This window comes from Microbacterium sp. (genome assembly GCF_047972865.1).
Lineage (GTDB): Bacteria > Actinomycetota > Actinomycetes > Actinomycetales > Microbacteriaceae > Microbacterium.
The window spans coordinates 1-23,279 of the sequence record NZ_JBKEAY010000017.1; the positions used below are offsets into that span (position 1 = coordinate 1).

17 protein-coding genes and 3 tRNA genes are annotated in these 23,279 nt (G+C 68.3%); 11 read left to right on the forward strand and 9 right to left on the reverse strand.

Translation table 11 applies throughout. The features are described from left to right. Positions 1–221: 221 nt before the first annotated feature. Positions 222–294: transfer RNA gene (locus tag ACK5KK_RS00915), tRNA-Val, on the reverse strand. A 626-nt stretch (positions 295–920) separates the two neighbouring features. On the opposite strand from ACK5KK_RS00915, the gene ACK5KK_RS00920 reads away from it, so the two are divergent. The 10 genes from ACK5KK_RS00920 (at position 921) to ACK5KK_RS00965 (ending at position 15,291) form a co-directional block, all read left to right on the forward strand. After that, positions 921–2,285, forward strand: coding sequence for a glycosyltransferase (locus ACK5KK_RS00920; protein ID WP_416888212.1), 1,365 nt, complete (start codon positions 921–923; stop codon positions 2,283–2,285). Positions 2,286–2,295: 10 nt separating this feature from the next. Continuing rightward, positions 2,296–4,383, forward strand: a complete 2,088-nt coding sequence (locus ACK5KK_RS00925) for an acyltransferase family protein (RefSeq protein WP_416888213.1) — start codon at positions 2,296–2,298, stop codon at positions 4,381–4,383. Next, positions 4,380–5,741 (forward strand): UDP-glucose dehydrogenase family protein, encoded by a 1,362-nt coding sequence (locus tag ACK5KK_RS00930; protein WP_416888214.1) that lies wholly within the window; start codon positions 4,380–4,382, stop codon positions 5,739–5,741. Before ACK5KK_RS00925 ends, ACK5KK_RS00930 begins: the two co-directional genes overlap by 4 nt. Then, positions 5,738–7,546: a glycosyltransferase family 2 protein gene (locus ACK5KK_RS00935; protein ID WP_416888215.1), complete on the forward strand. Its 1,809-nt coding sequence runs from the start codon at positions 5,738–5,740 to the stop codon at positions 7,544–7,546. The genes ACK5KK_RS00930 and ACK5KK_RS00935 overlap by 4 nt, the downstream gene beginning before the upstream one ends. A gap of 163 nt (positions 7,547–7,709) precedes the next feature. Then, positions 7,710–10,439 (forward strand): pyruvate dehydrogenase (acetyl-transferring), homodimeric type, encoded by a 2,730-nt coding sequence (aceE, locus tag ACK5KK_RS00940; protein ID WP_416888216.1) that lies wholly within the window; start codon positions 7,710–7,712, stop codon positions 10,437–10,439. 8 nt (positions 10,440–10,447) lie between these two features. Next, complete coding sequence (locus tag ACK5KK_RS00945) at positions 10,448–11,659, forward strand: PucR family transcriptional regulator (protein WP_416888217.1); 1,212 nt, start codon at positions 10,448–10,450, stop codon at positions 11,657–11,659. A 92-nt stretch (positions 11,660–11,751) separates the two neighbouring features. Further along, positions 11,752–12,672 (forward strand): ACP S-malonyltransferase, encoded by a 921-nt coding sequence (locus ACK5KK_RS00950; RefSeq protein ID WP_416888218.1) that lies wholly within the window; start codon positions 11,752–11,754, stop codon positions 12,670–12,672. After that, on the forward strand, positions 12,669–13,670 hold the full coding sequence (locus ACK5KK_RS00955; RefSeq protein WP_416888219.1) for a beta-ketoacyl-ACP synthase III: 1,002 nt from the start codon (positions 12,669–12,671) through the stop codon (positions 13,668–13,670). Before ACK5KK_RS00950 ends, ACK5KK_RS00955 begins: the two co-directional genes overlap by 4 nt. A gap of 78 nt (positions 13,671–13,748) precedes the next feature. Continuing rightward, entirely contained in the window at positions 13,749–13,997 is a 249-nt protein-coding gene (locus ACK5KK_RS00960; protein ID WP_416888220.1) for an acyl carrier protein, read from the forward strand. A gap of 55 nt (positions 13,998–14,052) precedes the next feature. Next, positions 14,053–15,291: a beta-ketoacyl-[acyl-carrier-protein] synthase family protein gene (locus tag ACK5KK_RS00965; RefSeq protein ID WP_416888221.1), complete on the forward strand. Its 1,239-nt coding sequence runs from the start codon at positions 14,053–14,055 to the stop codon at positions 15,289–15,291. Between the two features lie 156 nt (positions 15,292–15,447). Here ACK5KK_RS00965 and ACK5KK_RS00970 read toward each other — a convergent pair whose 3' ends face one another. From ACK5KK_RS00970 to ACK5KK_RS00980, 3 genes are all read right to left on the reverse strand, one after another. After that, the gene (locus tag ACK5KK_RS00970) at positions 15,448–15,951 is read right to left on the reverse strand and encodes a DUF3145 domain-containing protein (RefSeq protein WP_416888222.1); all 504 of its coding nucleotides are present in this window, start codon (positions 15,949–15,951) and stop codon (positions 15,448–15,450) included. Between the two features lie 149 nt (positions 15,952–16,100). Next, positions 16,101–16,174: transfer RNA gene (locus ACK5KK_RS00975), tRNA-Ile, on the reverse strand. Positions 16,175–16,188: 14 nt separating this feature from the next. Further along, positions 16,189–17,286, reverse strand: coding sequence for a DMT family transporter (locus ACK5KK_RS00980; RefSeq protein WP_416888223.1), 1,098 nt, complete (start codon positions 17,284–17,286; stop codon positions 16,189–16,191). Between the two features lie 49 nt (positions 17,287–17,335). On the opposite strand from ACK5KK_RS00980, the gene def reads away from it, so the two are divergent. After that, entirely contained in the window at positions 17,336–17,902 is a 567-nt protein-coding gene (gene def / locus ACK5KK_RS00985) for a peptide deformylase (RefSeq protein ID WP_416888224.1), read from the forward strand. A 20-nt stretch (positions 17,903–17,922) separates the two neighbouring features. Here def and ACK5KK_RS00990 read toward each other — a convergent pair. The 5 genes from ACK5KK_RS00990 to dusB form a co-directional block, all read right to left on the reverse strand. Beyond that, a tRNA-Asn gene (locus ACK5KK_RS00990) sits at positions 17,923–17,998 on the reverse strand. 42 nt (positions 17,999–18,040) lie between these two features. Continuing rightward, on the reverse strand, positions 18,041–18,820 hold the full coding sequence (locus tag ACK5KK_RS00995; RefSeq protein WP_416888225.1) for an ATP-binding cassette domain-containing protein: 780 nt from the start codon (positions 18,818–18,820) through the stop codon (positions 18,041–18,043). Between the two features lie 33 nt (positions 18,821–18,853). After that, on the reverse strand, positions 18,854–20,704 hold the full coding sequence (gene dnaG, locus ACK5KK_RS01000; protein WP_416888226.1) for a DNA primase: 1,851 nt from the start codon (positions 20,702–20,704) through the stop codon (positions 18,854–18,856). Further along, a complete protein-coding gene (locus tag ACK5KK_RS01005) occupies positions 20,704–22,077 on the reverse strand; it encodes a deoxyguanosinetriphosphate triphosphohydrolase (RefSeq protein ID WP_416888227.1) in 1,374 nt (457 codons plus the stop codon). The genes dnaG and ACK5KK_RS01005 overlap by 1 nt, the downstream gene beginning before the upstream one ends. Continuing rightward, the gene (gene dusB / locus ACK5KK_RS01010; RefSeq protein WP_416888228.1) at positions 22,067–23,278 is read right to left on the reverse strand and encodes a tRNA dihydrouridine synthase DusB; all 1,212 of its coding nucleotides are present in this window, start codon (positions 23,276–23,278) and stop codon (positions 22,067–22,069) included. Before dusB ends, ACK5KK_RS01005 begins: the two co-directional genes overlap by 11 nt. Position 23,279 lies beyond the last annotated feature (1 nt).

The window sequence follows — 23,279 nt, forward strand, 5'->3', positions numbered from 1 at the left end:
CCCGCAGATACGCGACAGCGCTCCTGCGCGGCTCCGAACGCGCGAACCGCGGACCAATCAGGCCCGCGACCTCATCCAGCCCCGCCACCCACTCCCGCACATCCGCCACACCAATATCGTCACCCACCACCAAGGGTTAACACGATCCCCACCCACAACCGCGTCAACGCGCCACGTCACGCAAAATAAACGCGACTGTAGTACTAGTACGTCCGATCCGGTGGGCCCTGCCGGGATCGAACCGACGACATCCACGGTGTAAACGTGGCGCTCTACCAGCTGAGCTAAAGGCCCGGACCGGTCCAGTCTACGAGAACGCGCGCACATCGCGTTCGCGCGATCGTGTGGACTCGCGACAGTTCCATCGGCGAGGTGGTGTTCGCCCCCTACACCAAGAATGAAATATCTCCAATGTTTGAGGCCGATGCGCGTAACAAAACGTCATATTCGGCGCCGAGCAGATCCCGTGCGTGTTTTACTGGTCACCGCAAGGGGGAGAGCGACTGCATGCTAGTCGTGAAGTCTCGTTACCGATGTCGTCGACTCGATTCTCAAGAGTCGATTCCGACGATCGTTACGACTCAGGGGGGGTCGACATGTCATTCGACATTGCGCAGTTTCAATCTGTTCTCAACGGGGTGCTGTTTGGTGGGTCGTGGGCTTTGGGAGCCCTGTTGACGGCCATCTGCGGGGTCCTCGCGCTTTCGCGTTTCACGCGCCTCGGTCGCCTCTGAAACTCGGCTTCTTCGCCGATCTCGGCTGAACCAGCGGACGCGCACACGCGTCGGCTCGGTCTCGCCGCATCGCATACTCGCGCGCCAGGCCGCACTCGCTGGCACGGCGTGCGGTTTCGCTCACCTTCGGCGCCGTCGCGCCTACCGACCACCACGCCGCGTTGCCGCGTGTTGAGGAGAATGCACATGCACAGAAGAAGTCCGCTCGAGATCGCGGTGACCATCGGGATTCTGGCCGCCGTCGCGGTTCTGATGGTCGGCCACGCTGTCACCGTCACGCAGTTCATCAACCTGGCGCTGCTGCAAGTCGTGCTCTTCTGCCATCTGATGCTGAAGCTGCTCGCCGCGGTCGCTGCCCCCCCGCACGTCGTGGCCGAGGGATTCGACCTGAGCGGCCTGCGCGCCGACATCGTGATCCCCGTGTACAACGAAGACCCCGACCTGCTCGCGGCGGGGCTGCGCTCGATCACCACGCAGACCATGCTGCCGCGCGCGGTCTGGGTCATCGACGACGGCTCCCAGCAGGATGGGCAGCCGTTCCTCGTGCTCGAGACCGATCCGGTGCGCCGCGCACTGGCTGCCGCGGCGGAGGCCGGCATCGAGATCCATCCGATCCGCCAGACCAACCGGGGCAAGCGCTGGGCGCAATCTGTCGCTTTCGAGGCCTCCGATGCCGACGTGTTCATCACGATCGACTCCGACACCTACCTCGATTCCCACGCCGTGGAGAAGCTGCTCGTGCCCTTCTCACGCCGTGAGGTACAAAGCGTCGCGGGGCTTCCCACCGGCATGAACTACAGAAAGAACCTCCTCACCCGTGTCGTCGATCTGAGTTTCACGATGTCGTCGCTGCAGGGGCGGATGGCCGAAGGGTTCTTCGGCGCGGTGCGGGTGAACTGCGGGATCATCGCCGCATACCGTGCCGATGTGGTGCGTGAGAACCTCGACCGCTACCTGAACCAGGTCTTCCTCGGCGCGCCCGTCAAGGCGGGCGATGACCGCGCCTTGACCTACTTCGCCAAGGAGCGAGGTCGCAACGAATTCCAGCCAGAGGCGATCGCCTACTCCGCTCTGCCAGAGACGCTCGGCCACCTCGCGCGCCAGCGTCTGCGCTGGGCACGCTCATGGTGCTGGGGCACGCTGCTGCTGCTGCGCCGCCCCGTCGGCTCGGCCGAGTTCTGGTTCACCCTGATGCAACTCGCCGGCATCTTCGGTTTCGGGCTGGTCGTCGTCATCATCGTGGTGGGATCGGTGACCGGATCCGCTCCGATCAGCGCGGCGTTGGTCACCTTGCTGTTCGCGATGCTGGTCGGTGGGCTCGTCCACGCGCGCTACGTCGTACTCGCGCACCGCCATGATCCGCTCGCTCAGCGTGTGCTCACGTGGCTGGCGAGTCCCGTCGGAACAGCGCTCTATGTGTGCGTGCTCCTTCCGCTGTACTACGTGGCGATCGTTCGCCCGGTTCCTCGTCGCGGTTGGGGAACCCGGGCCACGGTCGAGGTTGCGCTCGACACCTCACGCAGCGCAGTTCCGCTTCGAGGGGCCGCGTGAGGAGGCACCGATGACGATCACCGGACAGCGCCCGCTTGAGGCGCTTCGAACTCTCCCCTCGATCCGCAGCTTCCGACCAGACGTCGAGGGCCTACGCGCGGTCGCCGTCCTCACGGTCGTGTTGTACCACGCCGGGGTTCCCGCGCTGGGCGGCGGCTATGTCGGCGTGAGCGTGTTCTTCGTGATCAGCGGCTTCCTGATCACGCTGCACCTGACACAGGAGGTGGCCCGCACCGGCACGATCCGGATCGGACGCTTCTATGCGCGACGTGCCCGAAGGCTGCTGCCCGCAGCAGCGCTCGTGCTGATCACCACGGTGATCGTCAGTTGGGCCATGGTGTCGGGCCTGCTCGGCGCCGACGTCGGTGTCGACGCGTTCTGGGCGGCGATCTTCGCGGCGAACATCCGGTTCGCGCTCGAGGGCGTTGACTATCAGGCCAATCAAGAGCCGTCACTCGTGCAGCACTACTGGTCGTTGTCGGTCGAAGAGCAGTTCTACCTCTTCTGGCCGGTTGTGATCCTCGTGGTCTGTGTAATCGGCGCCCGGCTCGTGCCACGGGTAGACCGTCGTGTCTGGATCATCTGCGCCATCGCAGTGTTCGGCGGTTTCTCGTTCTGGTATTCGCAGCAGCTGATGGCCGAGTCCAGCACGCTCGCGTACTTCCTGATGCCCAGCCGCGCCTGGGAGCTGGGGCTGGGTGCCCTCGTGGCCGCCGGGGCACCATGGCTCGTCCGCCTGCGGATGCTGCAGAACGGTTTCGTCGTCGCGGTCGGGTTGGTCATGATCCTCGCCGCCAGCACGGTGTTCAACGACGAGACGCCATACCCCGGCACCGCTTCGCTGCTGCCGACGATGGGGACGGCACTGGTGATCGCGGCCGGGTTGCGGGCCTCGACTGCGCCCGAGAAGTTCTTCCTCTCGCGGCGACCATTCCAGTTCATCGGGAGACTGTCCTACAGCCTGTACCTCTGGCACTGGCCCGCGCTGATGCTCGCACCGTTGATCCTCGACCAGCGGATGGGCGTGCTCGAAAACGTGATCGTCTGCGCGCTCGCCCTCGTTCTCTCGATGTTCTCGTTCGTCGCGATCGAGGAGCCTTTCCGCACCGATGCGCGCCTTCAGCGGTCAACCGGTAAGAGCCTGCTGGTCGGCGCGGTTGCGATCGCGCTCACTGCCGCGGTCGCGGTGGCTGCGCTCTTCGCTGGCCCACTCCCCTACCGCACCGGCGAGGCAGTCAGCCCCGCTGACCGAGACGAGATCGTCGCGGCGGTCGAGGCCGCGGCCGAGACGACGAAGGTGCCCGGGAACCTCTCACCGTCGCTGGATAAGGCATCGAAGGACAAGCCAGACCTCGAAGCAGCGGATGGGATCTCCTGCATGGTCTCGCTCCAGGAGTCCGCCGTGAGCGCCGAGCCGGGTGGCAGTTGTGTCGCCGGGGGCACCGAGGACGGTAGCGAGACGGTCGTCTTGGTCGGCGATTCCCATGCCTACCAGTGGATGCCCGCACTTCGCGAGATCGCAAAGCAACGCGACTGGCGTCTGGTATCCCTCACCAAGGGTGGCTGCGCGTTCTGGGACGTCGAGTTGATCAACACCAATCTCAAGCGCGACTTCCGCGAGTGCTACCAGTGGCGCGAGAACGCACTCGAGCGCATCGAGGAAGAGAACCCCACGACGATCATCACCACAGCGGCGATCTTCAACCCGCGTCCGGGCGACTTCGCCGAGCGGTGGGTGGCAGGGGTCAGCACGGGCGTCGACACTCTGGTCGGCACCGGCGCCGAGGTGATCGTGCTCGAAGACACGCCCTATCCCAAGGTCGACATTCCGACGTGCCTCTCTCGGAACATGACAAACACGCCCGAGTGCGTCCTCACACCCGAGGAGGCCTATAGCGACAACGGTCGCCGCGAAGCCAGCGCCGCCGCCGCAGCCACGGCCGGGGCGACCGTCATCGACCCGTACCGATGGTTCTGCACGACGTCGGCATGCCCGGTGATCGTCGGCAACACAGTCGTCTTCACCGACAACAGTCACGTTTCCTCGACCTACTCCACGCTGCTTGCGAACGTTCTCGGAAAGGAACTTCCCCAATGAAGATCTCAGTCATCGGATGTGGCTATCTCGGAGCCGTCCACGCCGCGAGCATGGCGGCCCTCGGCCACGAGGTCGTCGGTGTCGATGTCGACGAACACAAGGTGAACATGCTCGCCGCCGGCCACCCCCCGTTCTTCGAACCGGGATTCGCCGAGCTGCTGTCCGAGCAGCTCGACTCGGGTCGTCTGCGGTTCACGATCGACATGAGTGAGGTCGGCGACTGCCCCGCGCATTTCCTGGCCGTCGGCACCCCGCAGATCAAGGGCGGACAAGCCGCTGACCTCACGTATCTTCACGCCGCCGTCGAGGCCCTGACGCCGCATCTGCAACCCGCGTCGGTCGTGATCGGCAAGTCGACGGTGCCGGTGGGAACGGCAGCGGAGGTCGCCGAGACGGTTGCCTTCACGGGCGCGATAGTCGCCTGGAACCCGGAGTTCCTCCGGGAAGGGTTCGCGGTGCAAGACACGCTCTCGCCGGACCGCTTGGTCTATGGGCTGCCGTCAGGGTCAGTGGGGGTCATCGCCAAGCACGTCTTGGACACCGTCTACGCGGATCTCCTCGAGCGCGACACACCGGTGATCGCCACCGACCACCAAACCGCCGAACTGGTCAAGGTCTCGGCCAACGCCTTCCTCGCAACGAAGATCTCCTTCATCAACTCCATGGCTGAGATCGCCGAGGCGGTGGACGCCGACATCACCGAACTCGCCGATGCCATCGGGTACGACGCGCGCATCGGGCGCCGGTTCCTCAACGCAGGGGTCGGGTTCGGCGGTGGCTGCCTGCCGAAGGACCTTCGTGCCTTTGCCGCGCGCGCCGAAGAGCTCGGCCGCGGCGACTCGGTCGCCTTTCTCAAAGAAGTCGACACGATCAACCTGCGACGCCGCGAGCGGGTGGTCAAACTCGTGCTCGATGCGCTCGGCGGCGAGCCGCACGGGCGTCGCGTTGCCGTGCTCGGGCTCGCCTTCAAGCCTGAATCGGATGACGTCCGCGACTCGCCCGCGCTCGATGTCGCCGTCCGGCTGAAGGGGCTGGGCATCGAGGTCGTGGCGACCGACCCCGAAGCCATCGAGAACGCGGCGCGACTGCATTCGCAGCTGTCGTACGAGCAGGACCTCCTCACGGCGGTCACGGGCGCGGACGCCACGGTCCTGGTCACCGAATGGGCGCAGTACCAGCACATCGATCCGGAGATCCTCGGCAACCGCGTCAACCGCCGCGTGCTCATCGACGCACGCAACTGCGTGGATCGTGCGCGCTGGATGATGTCGGGCTGGGAGGTCATGAGCATGGGGCGCCGCCGCATCGCCGAGTCCCGCGCGCGGCTCCTGGCCCGCGGATTGCCCGTAGGCCCATGACGATCGCGGTACCCGCAGCCACCACCTCCGCCGACCGTTCTGCTCGCACCCGTCCGCGGCTGCCCCGAGAACTCCTCCCGGCTCGCCTCGCAGCACCGCGCCACGTCACGGTCGTGCTCGCGGTGGCAGAGGCGGGGTTGGATGCTCGACATCCTGCGCCGTCCGATGAGCTGCTCACCGAGGCGAAGACGAGGGTCTGGCAGCTTATGCACGACACCGAAGAGTGCTGGTCGCAAGATGGGTTCCTGTTCCTGCGGATCAGGCGCGGCAACGGCTATGAGCGAAGCATGCGTCTGAATGCGATCGCCCAGGCCATCGCGCATCGCCCGCTGTCAGTCGCCGGTCAGACGGTGCACGTCGATGTCGGGGTGGCGTGGGCGCCACCCCGCGGACGCGCGCTGGAGACGACCGCGCTGATCGAACACGCCTCCCGGGCGCTCGCAGCACGTGATCTTCGTCCGGTTCGTGCCGGAAGGCGGCGGTGGCGACCTCGGCTGACCACGCACACACTGTGGCACCTGGCGATCTTGTTCCTCGCACTATTCGCGGCACCGCTCGCCGCGATGGCGGCCGGGCACTTCGCCGGCGTCCCCGTCGCCGAGGTCGTGTTCTGGGCGGTGGTGACCGTGCTCGCCATCACTGTCGCGCTGCAGTGGATCGAGACACTGCTGGGCGCACGCGGTCGAACGAACCCGCCCGAGTGGGCCGACACGCCGCCGCAAGCCTCGGCCATCGTCGCCGCCTACCTGCCGAACGAGCAGGACACTATCGCCGACACGCTCGCAAGCCTGTTGGCGCACGACTATGCGGGCGGGCTCCAAGTGATCCTGGCTTACAACACCCCCGAGCCGCTCGCCGTCGAGGCCGAGCTTCAAGACCTCGCACGCGCCAACCCTCGACTCACGCTCGCTCGTGTGGCGGGGAGCACATCGAAGGCACAGAACGTCAACGCGGCGCTCGCCTTGGTCACCGGCGAGTTCGTCGGCATCTTCGATGCGGACCACACACCAGACGACGGGTCTTTCGACCGAGCCGGGCGATGGATCGCCTCGGGGATGGATGTCGTGCAAGGTCACTGCGTCGTCCGCAACGGCGACCACTCACCCATCACACGCCTGGTCGCCGTCGAGTTCGAGCAGATCTACGCCGTCGGCCACCGCGGGCGTCAGCGGCTGCACGGGTATGGCATCTTCGCCGGATCCAACGGGTACTGGCGCAGCGACCTGCTCCGGACCGTGCGGATGCACTCGAACATGCTCACCGAAGACATCGACTCTTCGATCCGTGCAGTGCGGGCCGGCGCACGGATCCTCAACGACCCGGGACTGATCAGTCGCGAGTTGGCCCCGACATCCCTGCGTGCCCTCACACGACAACGTCTGCGCTGGGCGCAGGGCTGGTCCGAGGTCGCCCTCACGCACGCGAACGCCCTGTTCCGCGGCGACGAGATGACCGTTCGCCAACGTGCCGGCCTGTTCTTCCACATGCTGTGGCGTGAGACCTATCCCTTGATCTCAGCACTCATGTGGCCGTTGCTCGCGTTCCTCTTCTGGCGCGATGGCGGGCTCACCTTCAGCGAGGGCGGGCTTGTCCTGATGGCGTTCGCGTTGTCGACCACGCCGATGATCCTGCTCGTAACCTGGCGCGTGGCCGATCGCGAGATCGCTCGCCGACGGGCCTGGTGGTGGATGTACGCCGTGGTCTCGATGCTCGCGTACCAGGAGTACAAGGCCATGCTCGCACGGGTGGGGCTCGTCAAGCTGGCACTCGGCGAGCACCGATGGGTGGTGACCCCGCGGGGCTGAGGACCGAACGAATCCATCCCGGGAGCGCGCACGCACAACCCACGCACGCGGAGCCCATGGAGGTCGCTAGGCTGATGCACGATGTGTTGTCACTGCCCGACAAAGCAGCGCGCATCCGTAGCCCCACTACTGGCACGATCTGCCAGACGACGAAAGGCCATCCGTGACTGTTCACGATCAGGATCCGTACTCGCAGGGCCCCCTCGACAGTGACCCGGAGGAGACCGCGGAGTGGCAGGAGTCGCTCCACCAGTTGGTCGATGCCAAGGGCGCCGGACGCGGCCGCGAGATCATGCTGAGCATGTTGCAGACCTCGCGAGAGCTGCAACTGAACGTGCCGCAGGTGCCCACGACCGACTACATCAACACGATCGCCCCCGAGAACGAGCCCGAGTTCCCCGGCGACGAGGAGCTCGAGCGGCGCTATCGGCGCTGGATCCGCTGGAACGCCGCGATCACCGTGCACCGCGCGCAACGCCCCGGCGTGGGGGTGGGCGGCCACATCTCGACCTATGCGTCGTCGGCCTCGCTGTACGAAGTCGGGTTCAACCACTTCTTCCGCGGACTGGACCACCCCGGCGGCGGCGACCAGATCTTCATCCAGGGCCACGCCTCCCCCGGCATCTACGCCCGCTCGTTCCTCGAGGGGCGCCTGTCCACCGACCAACTCGACGGCTTCCGTCAGGAGAAGTCGCGGGCCCCCCACGGACTGCCCTCGTATCCGCATCCACGATTGATGCCGGAATACTGGCAGTTCCCGACCGTGTCGATGGGGCTGGGACCGATCAACGCCATCTACCAGGCGATGACCAACAAGTACCTCACCAACCGCGGCATCAAGGACGTCAGCGAATCCCGGGTGTGGGCATTCCTCGGTGATGGCGAGATGGACGAGGTGGAATCGCGCGGCCAGCTCCAGGTCGCCGCAAACGAGGGCTTGGACAACCTCACTTTCGTCGTCAACTGCAACCTGCAGCGCCTCGACGGACCGGTGCGCGGCAACGGCAAGATCATCCAGGAGCTGGAGAGCTTCTTCCGTGGTGCCGGCTGGAACGTCATCAAAGTCGTCTGGGGCCGCGGCTGGGACGGACTGCTCAAGGCGGATGTCGACGGTGCGCTCGTCCGCCTCATGAACACGACCCCGGACGGCGACTTCCAGACGTACCGCGCCGAGGACGGCGCGTTCATCCGCAACCACTTCTTCGGACGCGACGAGCGCACCGCCGCTCTCGTGAAGGACTGGTCCGACGAGAACATCTGGGGCAGGCTGCGCCGCGGCGGCCTCGACTACCAGAAGCTGTACGCCGCGTACGCGGCGGCCATGGCGCACAAGGGCCAGCCCACGGTCATCCTCGCCAAGACCATCAAGGGCTATGGTCTCGGTCACCACTTCGAGGGACGCAACGCGACCCACCAGATGAAGAAGATGACCCTCGACGACCTGAAACAGTTCCGCGACTCGATGCGCATCCCGGTCACCGACGCGCAGCTGGAAGAGAACCCGTATCTGCCCCCGTACTATCACCCAGGCATGGAGAACGAGACCATCCAGTACATGATGGAGCGGCGGCGCGGACTGGGCGGTTTCCTGCCCGAGCGACGCACCCACCACGTGCCGATCACCCTCCCCGACGACTCCGCCTACGCACTGCCGAAGAAGGGCTCCGGCACGCAGGAAGTCGCCACCACGATGGCCTTCGTGCGTCTGCTGAAAGACTTGCTGCGGGCGAAGGACTTCGGGCACCGCATCGTGCCGATCATCCCCGACGAGGCACGCACCTTCGGCATGGATGCCTACTTCCCCACCGCGAAGATCTACAACCCCAACGGGCAGAACTACACCTCGGTCGACCGTGAGCTGCTGCTGGCGTACAAGGAGAGCCCGCAGGGGCAGATCCTCCACGTAGGCATCAACGAGGCGGGCGCCGTCGCCGCGTTCACCAATGTCGGCACCTCCTACGCCACCCACGGCGAGCCGCTCATCCCGGTGTACGTGTTCTACTCGATGTTCGGTTTCCAGCGCACCGGCGATGCCCAGTGGGCCGCGGGCGACCAGATGGCGCGGGGCTTCATCATCGGCGCCACCGCCGGCCGCACCACCCTCACCGGCGAAGGCCTGCAGCACGCCGACGGTCACTCGCACCTGCTCGCGGCCACCAACCCGGCCACCGTCTCGTACGACCCGGCCTACGGCTACGAGATCGCCCACATCGTCCGCAGCGGCCTGGACCGCATGTACGGCGGGCACCACCCCGACCCCGACGTGATGTACTACATCACCGTCTACAACGAGCCACTGGTGCAGCCGGCCGAGCCCGAGGGTGTCGATGTGGAGGGCATCGTCCGGGGTATTCATCGCATCTCGGAGGGCGCAGGTGACGGCCCCCGCACACAACTGCTCGCCTCCGGTGTCGGCGTCCCGTGGGCGCTCGAAGCACAGCAGTTGCTGCGCGACGACTGGGGCGTTCAGGCCGACGTGTGGTCGGTGACGAGCTGGACGGAACTGCGCCGAGACGGGCTGGCCGCCGACGAGCACAACTTCCTGCATCCGTCCGATCAGCCCCGCACCGCCTACCTCACCGACAAGCTGCAAGGCAGCGAGGGACCGATCGTCGCCGTCAGCGACTTCATGCACGCCGTCCAGGATCAGATCCGCCCCTGGGTGCCGCGCCGGTTCGTCACGCTCGGTGCGGATGGATTCGGGTTCTCCGACACGCGCGCCGCCGCACGACGTTACTTCAAGATCGACGGCCCGTCCGTGGTCGTGCGCACGCTGCAGGCTCTTGCCGAGGACGGCGTGGTCGACCGCTCCCTGGCTGCACAGGCGATCGACAAGTATCGACTGTTCGACGTGAACGCGGGAACGAGCGGAAACGCTGGCGGCGAAAGCTGACCACCTCGATGACACATCCCCCCGCTTCCGCGCAGAAGGCCTCGACTCTCGCCTGGCTGCGCCGGATCTCGGGCGACCTCGCGACAGCCACGATCACGCGCCTGGAGGAGTCGCTGCCCTGGTACGCGGAGATGCCGCCGGCCCGGCGGTCCGCGGTCGGCCTGGTCGCCCAGGCAGGAATCACCTCGTTCATCGAGTGGTACGACGACCCGAACGCGACCCCCTGGATCGCTGCCGACGTGTTCGCCGCCGCCCCGCGGGAGCTGCTGCGCAGCGTCAGCCTGACCCAGACGCTGCAGCTGATCCGGGTGACCGTCGCCGTCACGGAGGAACGCGTCGCCGGCCGCGGCGACGACCTCCGAGAGAGCATGCTGCTGTACTCCCGGGAGGTCGCTTTCGCGGCGGCCGACGTGTATGCCCGCGCGGCCGAGGCGCGCGGGCTGTGGGATGCCCGACTGGAGGCACTCGTCGTCGACTCGATCCTCACCGGTGAGGCCGACGAGGAACTCCCCAGCCGCATCGCGGCGCTCGGGTGGCACGGTCACGGCGAGGTCGCGGTTCTGGTCGGCACGACACCCCCGCAGTTCGATGTCGACCAGTTGCGGCGCATGGCACGCAAGCTCGGCGTGGACGTCCTCATCGGCGTGCAGGGTTCACGGCTCGTGCTGGTGATCGGCCGGTCGGAGCCCACCGCGGGCGGCGATGAGGCCACCGCGCTGGCGTTCCCCGAGATCGCCCGGCGCCTCGAACCCGGCTTCGGCGACGGGCACCTCGTGCTCGGCTCGACCGTCCCAGCCCTCGTGGACGCCAACGTGAGTGCCCGCGCCGCACTGGCGGGTTTCGCGGTCGCCAGCGCCTGGCGTCACGCGTCGCGCCCCGTGGAGGCCGACGATCTCCTACCCGAGCGGGCGCTGGCCGGAGACCCGCTCGCGAAGACGACGCTGGTCGAGCGCATCTACCGCCCGTTGCAGGCGCACTCCACCGACCTCGTCACGACGCTGTGGAGCTACCTTGACAACGGCCGCTCGCTGGAGGCCACGGCACGTGAGCTGTTCGTGCATCCGAACACCGTCCGCTACCGTCTCAAGCGCGTCTCGGACGTGATCGGGTGGGACGCGACCGGCCCCCGCGAGGCGCTCATCCTCCAGACCGCCCTCATCATCGGCTCCATCGGCACGGAGGTCACCCGCCGGCGCGGGGCGGCCTCGCGGCGCGCCTGATGCACCCGATGTAGGGCGCGCACAAAGCTCCCCTTGTTTCTTGTGAGCGATACGCCAGTGGGCGCGTCGCGGTTATTGGAAGGATGAAGAGCGTGATCATCACTGTCTTCCCCGGGCAGGGGTCCCAAACCCCCGGCTTCCTGTCCCCGTGGCTGGAGCGCGACGGGACGCGAGCGCTTCTGGCGGAGTACTCCGACCTCGCCGAGGTCGACCTCCTCGCGGCGGGAACCGAGTGGGATGCCGAGGCGATCCGCGACACCCGGGTCGCACAGCCCCTGATCGTTGCGGCGTCCTTGCTGTCGTACGCGGCACTCGGTGAGGCCGCGGACGCCTCCCCTGCCGGTGTCGCCGGTCACTCCGTCGGCGAGATCGCCGCGCTGACGGCGGCGGGCGTGTTCTCGGCGGCGGACGGAATGCGGTTGGTGGGCCTTCGCGGCCGGGCGATGGCGGATGCGGCGGCCCGGGAGGCCACCGGCATGAGCGCTGTGCTCGGCGGCGACGAAACCGCCGTCCTCGCCCGTCTCGCCGAACTCGACCTGACGCCGGCCAACTACAACGGTGGCGGTCAGATCGTCGCCGCCGGCGCCCTCGGCCCGCTCGCGCAGCTCGCGGAGTCCGCCCCCCGCGGCACCCGGGTCGTCCCGCTGCAGGTCGCCGGCGCCTTCCACACCCGCTACATGGCACCCGCGGTGGAATCGCTGCGGGCCGCCACCGCCGATGTGGCGGTCACAGACCCCACGATCAGGCTGTGGAGCAACCGTGACGGCGCGAACATCACGGACGGCCGCGACGCCGTCGACCGGCTCGTGAACCAGGTGGCTTCGCCGGTGCGGTGGGACCTGTGCATGCAGTCCTTCGCCGACGCCGGGATCACCGGACTGATCGAGCTGGCCCCCGCCGGCACACTCACCGGACTCGCCAAGCGCGCGCTGCGCGGCGTGCCGAGCGTCGCCGTGAGGACCCCCGACGACCTCGACGCTGCAGCCGCACTGCTGACAGGAGCACACGCATGACCGCCACCCTGACCCAGGCATCCGGGCCCGCCCACACCCGCATCTACGCGTACGGCGCAGCGCGTGGGGAGAACGCGGTCCCCAACGACGACCTCGTCGGCCCGATCGACTCCAGCGACGAGTGGATCCGCCAACGCACCGGCATCATCACGCGCACCCGCGCGGTCGCCGAGACCACGGCGATCGACCTCGCGGCCGCGGCTGCCGCGGAGGCCGTCGAACGTTCCGGGGTGTCACCGGACGATGTCGACGCGGTGATCGTGGCGACCATCTCCAACCCTCGGCAGACGCCGTCGGTCTCGGCCATCGTCGCCGACCGCATCGGTGCGAACCCGGCGGCGGCGTACGACCTGAACGCCGCCTGCGCCGGTTTCGCCTACGGCGTGGCCCAGGCCGACGCGCTCATCCGGGCCGGCGCGGCCACGTACGCGGTCGTCGTGGGCGCCGAGAAGCTCAGCGACATCGTCGACCCGGCGGATCGTTCCATCTCGTTCCTCCTCGGCGACGGTGCCGGAGCGGCGGTCATCGGCCCCAGCGACGTCCCCGGTATCGGCCCCACCGTGTGGGGTTCTGACGGCTCGAAAGCCGACGCGGTCACCATGAACCACACCCTCGTGGACTTCCGCGACGGGAAGGCGCCGTGGCCCACTCTGCGCCAAGAAGGACCCACCGTATTCCGCTGGGCAGTGTGGCAGATGGTCAAGGTCGCTCGCGACGCGCTCGACGCCGCCGGTGTCACCGCCGAGGACCTCGCCGCGTTCGTCCCCCACCAGGCGAACATGCGCATCATCGACGAGTTCGCCAAGCAGCTGAAGCTGCCGGAATCGGTCATCGTCGGCCGCGACATCGAGACGACCGGGAACACCTCCGCGGCGTCGATCCCGTTGGCCACGCATCGCCTGCTGCAAGAGCATCCCGAACTCAGCGGGGGCCTGGCACTGCAGATCGGATTCGGGGCCGGCCTCGTGTTCGGCGCGCAGGTGGTCGTCCTTCCGTAAAACGGCCGCCGCCCGCACCTAGACTGAGATCGGCCCAGCCCCGGGCCGGTGATACACCCCCGATAACAAGGAGACACAATGGCATTCACCAACGACGAGGTTCTCGCCGGACTCGCCGAGCTCATCACCGACGAGACGGGCATCGCCGCGGACGAGGTGGCGCTGGAGAAGTCGTTCACCGATGACCTCGACATCGACTCGATCTCGATGATGACGATCGTCGTCAACGCCGAGGAGAAGTTCGGTGTCACGATCCCCGACGAGGAGGTCAAGAACCTCAAGACGGTCGGCGACGCCGTCAGCTACATCGCGTCCAACCAGGCGTAAACCACACATCGGTGGGGGCCTGCCAGCCCCCACCGGCGCAACCCGAGGAACCACCATGAGCACTTCGCGCATCGTCGTCACCGGCATCGGCGCGTCCTCACCCATCGGCGGGACGGCCCCTGAGAGCTGGGAGGCCCTGCTGGCCGGGGCGTCCGGCGCCCGAACGCTGGAACATGACTGGGTCGAGCAGTACCAGCTGCCGGTCACGTTCGCCGCGGAGGCCAAGGTACGCCCCGACACGATCCTGGCCCGTCCGGTCGCCAAACGACTCGATCCCTCGTCGCAACTGGCGATGGTCGCCGCGGCTGAGGCCTGGGAGGATGCCGGAGCGCCCGACGTCGAACCCGAGCGACTCGGTGTGGACTTCGCCACCGGTATCGGCGGGCTGTGGACGTTGCTGGACGCCTGGGACACGCTGCGCGAGAAGGGCCCGCGCCGGGTGCTTCCGATGACGGTCCCGATGCTCATGCCCAACGCGGCTGCGGGTAACCTGTCGCTGCATTTCGGCGCGCGCGCGTACGCGCGCACGGTCGCCAGCGCGTGCGCCTCCAGCACCGAATCGATCGTCAATGCGGCGGAGCACCTGCGGGCAGGTTTGGCTGATGTCGTCATCGCCGGCGGCACCGAATCGGTCATTCACCCGATCACGATCGCGTCGTTCGCGTCGATGCAGGCGCTGTCCAAGCGCAACGATTCGCCCGAGACCGCATCCCGCCCCGCGAGTGTCGACCGTGACGGCTTCGTCATGGGCGAGGGCGCCGGCGTCCTCATCCTCGAGACCGAGGCGCACGCCAAGGCCCGGGGGGCGAAGATCTACGCCGAGGTGCTCGGCGGCGGCGTCACGGCCGACTCCTACCACATCACGGCCAACGACCCCGGCGGCGCCGGCGCCTCACGCGCTGTCGAGGCTGCTCTGGCGGCGGCTGGACGCGGAGCGGACGAGGTCACGCACATCAACGCCCACGCGACGTCCACGCCGGTCGGCGACCCCAACGAGTACGTTGCCCTGAAGCAGGTCTTCGGCGACCGCATCGATGAGATTCCGGTGTCGGCGACCAAGGCCTCCACCGGGCATCTGCTCGGTGGCACTGGCGCGCTGGAAGCGATCTTCACCATCCTCGCGCTGCAGAACCGCCTCGCTCCCCCCACGATCAACCTGACCGAGCAGGACCCCGACGTCCCCTTCCGCCTGTCGGGGCAGCCGACACCGCTCGGTGCCGGGGATCAGCTCGCGATCAGCAACTCGTTCGGCTTCGGCGGACACAACGCGGTCGCGGCGTTCGCGTCGGTCTGACAACCGGCGCAACACACGAAGACGCCCCCGGCGTCATTGTCCGAGGGCGTACTCCGCACCAGGCGAAGGATGAGCTGTCCCCGTCCCCGGGAAAATCATCCGAGGCAGGTACCCGCACTCTCCTGCCGCCTGAAATCTCTAGTTGTGTCCCGCGTGTCAGCCTACCTTGTGCAGCCACACAATGGGGGCGTCGTCCCCGGCCTGACGGAACGGCTCGAGCTCTTCGTCCCAGGCCGCACCGAGCGCGACCTCCAGTTCTCGCTGCAGTTCGATCGGGTCTCCTGCGGCGATCTCCATCGCGTAGCGGATGCGGTCCTCACCGATGACGACGTTGCCGACGGTGTCGGTCTGCGCGAAGTGAATCCCGAGACCGGGGGTGTGCATCCAGCGTCCGCCGTCGCTGCGAACCGTCGGTTCTTCGACGACCTCGAACCGGAGGTGCTCCCACCCTCGGATCGCGGTCGTGAGCGCCGCGCCGGTACCAGCCGGTCCCGTCCACGCGAACTCGGTGCGCCGACTGCCCGCGAGCACGGGCTGGTCTGCCCAATCGAAGTTGACCGCGGTACCCAGCGCGCGCCCCGCCGCCCACTCCAAGTGGGGGCACAACGCTCGTGGCGCAGAGTGAATGAAGATCACTCCACGCGCGTGTGGTGTCGCCATCATTTCTCCGTTTCGTCAGGTACGTCTTCCCCTACGACCTGTGTGCCGGAGTACGGCGGGCTTATGCGATTGTGACTCCAGTATCCCGCATCGGCGCCGAAAATCACAACCGTGTCATTCACGGTGCGCGCTGCGTGAACCTTCTTCGGTGGGGCGGGTGGGACTTGAACCCACGATCGTCGGGTTATGAGCCCGCTGCCTTGACCAGCTTGGCCACCGCCCCGTAACGGATCGAGCCTACCGGACGTCCTTGTCGTCGCCGTGGAAGCCCAACTCGTGGTCGTCGTCGACGGGCGGGTTCGGCCACACCCTCGACACGGCCTCGGTGAGACGGATCGACCCCGTGGTCGGCGGCGGCTCCTGTCCCGTTCCGCTGGAGCCGCGTTGAATCGGGATCTCCTGACTTTCGCTCACCACCTGCGGGTGGTGACGAGCGAGCAGGTATACGCCCAGAATCGCGATGGCCCCGGCGATGAGGAATCCCACATACGCTCCCCCCGGCGCCGACTGTGCCTCACCGAGCACCGCCAGCCCGATCACGATCGCGACGATCGGATCGATGACCGTGAGCCCGGCGATCACGAGGTCGGGCGGACCCGATGCGTACGCCGTCTGCACGAAATAGGCGCCCACGGCGGTGCCCGCGATCAGCGCGAACAGGCACAGCAGCGTCAGCCACTCGAAGTCGCCGGTCTGCAGCCGGCTGATGACCACCTTCGCGAGGGTGGCCACGAACCCGTAGATGATGCCGGCGGCGACGATGTAGAACAACGCCTTCATCCGGTTGCGCAACCACAGCCACAGGGTGGTGAGCACGATGATCACCGCCGCCAAGATGAGGAGGATCGTGATCAGCTGGTGGTCGGTCACCGGCCGTTCGGTTGCGTACAAAGCCGCGATCGTCACGAACACGAGGATGCCCCCCACGCACAGGATGATCGCCGTGATCGACCCCCGGGTGGGACGATGCCCGCTGATCCGGGCGTTCAGGAGCGTGGTGATGACGAGGGAAACCGCGCCGAGCGGCTGCACCAGGATCAGCGGGGCGTACGACAGCGCTCCGAGCTGGCACACAATCGCCAACCCCAGCATGATCGTGCCGGCGACCCACGACGGCCGGCGCAGCAGGTGCAGCAACTGCCCGCCGGTGAGCCCCTCCCCGCCGGAGACCCGGGAGTCGGCCTCGACCTTCTGCACGCCGCGATGCTGGTACTGCGCACCGAACGACATGAACACCGCACCCAGCAGCGCAAGCGGGATGCCGATGAGGATTTTGGGGTCGCGGAACACACCGACCAGGTCGTCCGTCAGGTCACCGATGGCGGTGAGAACCACGTCCACACCTCGACCCTAACCGTACGACCGGCTCGATTAGGCTCGTGTCGTGGCTGTTCTTCCAATCCGCATCATGGGCGACCCCATCCTCCACTCCGTCGCCGCTCCGGTCGACGAGATCACGGACGAGATCCGCGCTCTCGTCGCGGACATGTACGAGACGATGGACGCCGCTCCCGGCGTCGGATTGGCGGCCCCGCAGGTCGGTGTCGGACTGCGGATCTACACGTACTCGTACCAGGACGACCACGGGGCGCCGTGGCGCGGCGAGATCATCAACCCCGAACTCTGGATGCGTCCGCTCGAGCCGGGCGTGCCCGACCCGGACGAGGAATCGGAGGGCTGTCTGTCCTTCCCCGGCGAACGGTTCCCGCTGCGCCGCTCCCCCGCGGTGCACGTCACCGGGACCGACCTCGTCGGCGATCCGGTCGACATCCGCGTCAACGGCTGGTGCGCACGCATCATGCAGCACGAGTTCGACCACCTCGACGGCATCCTGTACGTTGACCGGCTCGACGACGGCGATTGGAAGACCGTGCAGAAGATCGCCCGCAAACGCGGCTGGGGCCGCCCGGGCGCGCAGTGGACGCCAGGGATCGACGAACTCGACGCGTGAGATCACGGGAGGGAGGGAGGTGGCTCCCCGGCTTGGACTCGAACCAAGAACCTATCGGTTAACAGCCGATTGCTCTGCCAATTGAGCTACCGAGGATCAATCACCCGCGTGCGGGCAACCAGACGATCATAGCAAAGCTCAGGGGGTTGCTCGCACGCCGCCGCCGGCCTGCTCCCGGCCACCCGGCGACCACGTGAGGTCATCGACCCCCGGCCCGGCAGCGACGGGGTGCCCGCCGTGGAGCACGAGCACGTCCGCGCCGATGTCGCGCGCGACATCGGCGTCGTTGGTGACCATCAGCATCGCGACCCCGTCATCGGCGACGCGGCGGCGGAGGGCGTACCGCACGAGCACGTGCACCTCCGGGTCGAGGTTCGCGAACGGCTCATCGACCACCAGCAGGCGCGGGTCGAGCATCAGCGCACGCGCGATCGCGACCCGCTGGCGCATCCCCGCACTCAGCTCGTACGGGTACTTCGACGCCGCCCCGAGCGACAGGCCGAACTCGTCCAGCAATCCCGCCACCCGCTCGGCCAGTGCCCGCTGATTCACGCGGCGGTCACGACTGGCGACCGGCTCGCCGATCACCTCCCCGACGGTCAGTCGCGGCGGCAGCGACGTCCCGGCGCGCTGCGGCAGATACCCGGTCGCGAACAGGCGATGCCGGCGCGCGCGCCCGCCCTTGCCGATCGGCACCCCGAGCACCGATGCGTCCCCGCCCGAGACGACCAGGCCGGGCACCTCCGCGCCGCCCAGCATCGCCGCCAGCGACGACTTGCCGGCGCCGGTGGCTCCCATCACCGCGAGCGTGCGACCCTCCTCGAGCGTGAGGGTCACGCCGTCCACGACGCGGTCGGCACCGCGCGACAGGGACAGGTCGTCACAGCGAACAGGCACGGCGTCTACGGGTCGGCGCATGCGCCTCATCCTGCCCGTTCCGACGCCGCCGCGCTACTGCGCGTCGGCCAGCGCCCGGCGCCGCTGGTCCAGATCCCGCAACCGCACCCGCACCTCGCGGCCCTCGTCGGAGTCGGGCGCCACACGCTGCACCCGCCCCAGCAGCTCGTTCTTCTCCCGGTCCAGCGCCCGCAACCGCAGCCGCTGGCACAGCGCCCGCGCTGACGCCCGCGCCTCCTCCTCGGTGAGCGCGGGAAAGCGCGCCGTCAGCAGTTCCGCGGCCAACGACCGGTAGGGCTCCCGCGTCGCGTCCACGGCGCCGGACGCCCACCCCACCCGCGTGCGGTCGCCCGCCGCGACGACCGCCTGTCGCACCGCGTCCAGCGCCGGATGCAGCATCGGCAGCGCGAGGGCGGCGTCCACCTCCGCGGCTTCCAGTGCATGCCCGTACTGAAGGATGCCCATCAGCGCGTCCCGTTCCAATCCGACATCGACGCCGCGCGGCAGCGACGCCAGCGTCACCCTGGTGGGTGCCGCGACGTCCGGCTCGGGCGCACGCGGTCGCGCACGGTCGCCCTCGCCCCGGCGGGGGGCGCGCGCCGCGCGCTCGACCTCGCGGGTGACCTCGGCGCGGTCCTCGCCGAGTGGGCGCGCCAGCACGCGCGTGGAGCCGGGCCGCAACGCCGCGTCGCGGATCTCAGCGAGGATGGGCGCGGCCGCCCGCAACGCACCGATCCTCCCCTCGACCGTCGACAGGTCGAAACCAGCCAGTCGCTGGTCCATCGCGAACTCGAACATCGGGGTCTTCGCCTCGATCAGAGCACGCACCGCGGCGTCGCCGTGCGCCAACCGCAGATCGCACGGGTCGAGGTTCTCGGAGGCGACCGCGACGTACGTCTGTGCCGCGAACCGCTTCTCCTCACCGAATGCCCGCAACGCCGCCTTCTGACCGGCCGCATCCGGGTCGAACGTGAAGATCACCTCGCCTGCGGTCGAATCATCGCCCATGACCCGCCGCAGCACCGAGATGTGATCGGACCCGAACGCCGTGCCACAGGTCGCGATCGCCGTCGTGACACCGGCGAGGTGACAGGCCATCACGTCGGTGTAGCCCTCGACGACCACCACGCGGCGCGTGCGGGAGATCGGCTTCTTCGCGAGGTCGAGGCCGTAGAGCACCTGCGCCTTCTTGTAGATCGCGGTCTCGGGGGTGTTCAGGTACTTGGGCCCCTTGTCGTCGTCGAACAGCCGCCGCGCACCGAACCCGATCGTCTGCCCCGTGACGTCGCGGATCGGCCACACCACCCGACCACGGAACCGGTCGTAGACACCGCGCTGCCCCTGCGAGACGAGCCCGGCCGCGGCGAGCTCCTCGTCGGTGTACCCCTGCGACCGCAGCGCGTCGCGCAGGTGCTCCCACCCTTTCGGGGCGTACCCGATGCCGAAGTGCGCCGCCGCCCCGGCATCGAAGCCCCGCTCCCCAAGGAACCTGCGCCCCGCGTCGGCCTCCGACGAAGACAATTGCCCGCGAAACCACTCCGCGGCCGCGGAGTTCGCCTGGTAGAGACGGCTGCGCCCGCTGGTCTCAGGCGCGGCGCCGCCGTCTTCGTAGTGCAGCTGATACCCGATCTTGGCGGCCAGCCGTTCCACCGCTTCGGTGAACGACAGGTGATCCATCGCCCGCAGGAACGAGTACACGTCACCGGACTCGCCGCACCCGAAGCAGTGGTAATAGCCGGCCTGCGGCCGCACGTTGAAACTCGGGCTGCGTTCGTCGTGGAAGGGGCACAGGCCCTTCATCGAGCCCACCCCCGCGGGTTTGAGCGCGACCCGCTCGCCGATGATGTCGGCGATGTTCGTTCGCGCCTTCACCTCGTCGACGTCGGCCTGCCGGATGCGGGGCATTACAGGCCCTCGATCGGTTCGGGGAGGGCGAAGCCCGCGGAGACCGTCACCCGGGCATCCGCCGACCACAGCCCGAGCTCGCGCAGGTCGACAGGCCCAATCAGACGGGCGTGCCACTCGATAGCGAACCGGTCGGTGAGGCTGGCCACCTGATCGACGATGACGCGACGACGCGCGGCATCCGTCGTCGCCTGAGCGAAGTCCGCCGCGTGGATCGCGTCGAGGTGCTCGGGACGCGCCGCCAGCGCCGACGCGAGGCGCTTCAGCACGCGGCGCTGCTCCTTGTAGAGACCCTTGCGTCCGTCGATCGTCACGACGAACGCCCCGATGATGCCCTTCAGCACCGCCATCTCGGTCTCGATGCTGCGGGGCACGATCACACACCCGCGGAACCGTGTCAGGACGGGTGTCTCGTAGTGCTCGCGCGTGGCAGCCGTCGCGGCCCGGGCGAACCGCCCGATGAGGTCGCTGGTCAGGTTCTTCAGCTGCGCCACCGCGGGCCGGGTGCCGTCGAAGAACGTCAGCCACTCCGGCACCCGTGACAGCCGGTAAAGCCCGTCGGCGAGCTCGTCGCGGGTGAAGTCGTACCCCACCCAGGTCTGGATCGCGCCTAAAATGGCTTCCCGCTCGCGCGGATCAGCCAAACGGCGCGGATCGAGGTAGCCGTTGAGGATCGCATCTTCGAGGTCGTGCACCGAGTAGGCGATGTCGTCGGAGAGATCCATCACCTCCGCTTCGATGCATCGCACCCGGCCCGGTGCCCCCTGGCGCAACCACGCGAACACGGGCTCGTCGTCGGGGTAGACCCCGAACTTCAGGCGCCCCCCGGGGTCGGGGACCGGTGCGTCGAGGGTCCACGGGTATTTGCAGGTCGCGTCCAGGCTCGCCCGCGTGAGATTGAGGCCGACGCTCTCCCCGCCGTCGCCGCGCACCTTCGGTTCCAACCGGGTGAGGATGCGGAGGGTCTGGGCGTTGCCCTCGAACCCGCCGATGTCCTCCGCCCATTCGTTGAGCGCCCGTTCGCCGTTGTGACCGAACGGCGGATGCCCGATGTCATGGCTCAGGCACGCCGTGTCGACCACGTCGGGGGCGAGCTGGAGTGCGATCGCCAGCTCCCGACCGACCTGCGCCACCTCCAGCGAGTGGGTCAGCCGGTTACGGGCGAAGTCGGCGGGACTGGCCGGGCTCAGCACCTGCGTCTTGGACCCCAGCCGTCGGAACGCGGCCGAGTGCAGCACCCGCGCGCGGTCGCGCGCGAAACTGTCACGCTGGGACCGGTGACGCTCGGGGTGAAAGCGCTCGGCGTCGCGATCGGTGTAGCCCGGCGGCCGGCCGGCTGCCACCCCGACGCCGCTGGCCGACTCACCCGCCACTGTGGTCCAGTTCTGCCTCCGCGAGCGCGCACGAGGCATCCTCGCCGAGATCGCGCGAGTCGAGCCAGCCCTGCGGCAGCGCCGTGCGTTTGGGACTGCCGGCGCGACCCCGCTGCCCCTCGGCCGCGGCCCCGGGGTAGGGGGCGGTCAGGTCCATCGTCGCGATCAGATCGTCGATCTCGGCCAGGGTCGACACCGTCGCCAGGCTCGCTCGCAGCTCGCCGCCCACCGGGTAGCCCTTGAAGTACCAGGCGACATGCTTGCGGATGTCGCGGCATCCGCGCCCCTCGTCGTCGAAGAACTCGACCAGAAGCTCTGCGTGGCGGCGGAACGCCCGGGCCACGAACGCAAGCGTGGCATCGACCGGATCGTCCGGGGCGGCGTCGGGACCGCCCAGCGCCCGCGCCAGGTCGCCGAACAGCCACGGCCGGCCGAGGCAACCACGCCCGACCACGACGCCGTCGCATCCAGTCTCGGCCAGCATGCGCACCGCGTCGTCGGCCGCCCAGATGTCGCCGTTGCCGAGCACCGGGACGGAGGTCACCACCTGCTTCAGCTCACCGATGGCATCCCAGTCGGCGGTGCCGGAGTAGAACTCCGAGGCGGTGCGCGCGTGCAGGGCGACCGCCGAAACCCCGGCGTCCTCCGCGATGCGGCCCGCGTCGAGGAACGTGAGGTGATCGGGGTCGATCCCCTTGCGCATCTTGACCGTGAGCGGCACATCCCCCGCGGCGCGGGCGGCGCGGGAGACGATGTCGCGGAACAACCCCAGCTTCCACGGCAGCGCCGCGCCGCCGCCCTTGCGCGTCACCTTCGGCACCGGGCACCCGAAGTTCAGGTCGATGTGGTCGGCGTGATCCTCGGTCACCAGCATCCGCACGGCCGCTTCGGTCGTCGCCGGGTCGACGCCGTAGAGCTGGATGCTGCGCGGCGTCTCGGACTCGTGGTGACGGATGAGGCGCATCGTTGCAGCGTTGCGCTCGACGAGCGCGCGGGTCGTGATCATCTCGGAGACGTACAGCCCCGCGCCGTATTCGCGGCAGAGCCGCCGGAACGCCGTGTTCGTGATGCCCGCCATCGGGGCCAGGACGACCGGTGCAGCCAGCGTCAACGGGCCGATGCGCAGGGGGCGCGCGGCGGTGGCGGGTAGGGTCACCGGACCATTCTCCCAGACCTCTGCCGCCCACGGCGGAACCGGCATA

What these genes read in the sequence shown, in the direction of transcription:
- ACK5KK_RS00955 (WP_416888219.1), top strand. Translation starts at nt 12,669, where the DNA reads ATGACCGCCACCCTGACCCAGGCATCCGGGCCCGCCCACACCCGCATC.
- ACK5KK_RS00965 (WP_416888221.1), top strand. Translation starts at nt 14,053, where the DNA reads ATGAGCACTTCGCGCATCGTCGTCACCGGCATCGGCGCGTCCTCACCC.
- dusB (WP_416888228.1), bottom strand. Translation starts at nt 23,278, where the DNA reads ATGCCGGTTCCGCCGTGGGCGGCAGAGGTCTGGGAGAATGGTCCGGTG.
- ACK5KK_RS00970 (WP_416888222.1), bottom strand. Translation starts at nt 15,951, where the DNA reads ATGGCGACACCACACGCGCGTGGAGTGATCTTCATTCACTCTGCGCCA.
- ACK5KK_RS00920 (WP_416888212.1), top strand. Translation starts at nt 921, where the DNA reads ATGCACAGAAGAAGTCCGCTCGAGATCGCGGTGACCATCGGGATTCTG.
- dnaG (WP_416888226.1), bottom strand. Translation starts at nt 20,704, where the DNA reads ATGCCCCGCATCCGGCAGGCCGACGTCGACGAGGTGAAGGCGCGAACG.
- ACK5KK_RS00935 (WP_416888215.1), top strand. Translation starts at nt 5,738, where the DNA reads ATGACGATCGCGGTACCCGCAGCCACCACCTCCGCCGACCGTTCTGCT.
- ACK5KK_RS00925 (WP_416888213.1), top strand. Translation starts at nt 2,296, where the DNA reads ATGACGATCACCGGACAGCGCCCGCTTGAGGCGCTTCGAACTCTCCCC.
- ACK5KK_RS00945 (WP_416888217.1), top strand. Translation starts at nt 10,448, where the DNA reads ATGACACATCCCCCCGCTTCCGCGCAGAAGGCCTCGACTCTCGCCTGG.
- ACK5KK_RS00995 (WP_416888225.1), bottom strand. Translation starts at nt 18,820, where the DNA reads ATGCGCCGACCCGTAGACGCCGTGCCTGTTCGCTGTGACGACCTGTCC.
- ACK5KK_RS00930 (WP_416888214.1), top strand. Translation starts at nt 4,380, where the DNA reads ATGAAGATCTCAGTCATCGGATGTGGCTATCTCGGAGCCGTCCACGCC.
- ACK5KK_RS00960 (WP_416888220.1), top strand. Translation starts at nt 13,749, where the DNA reads ATGGCATTCACCAACGACGAGGTTCTCGCCGGACTCGCCGAGCTCATC.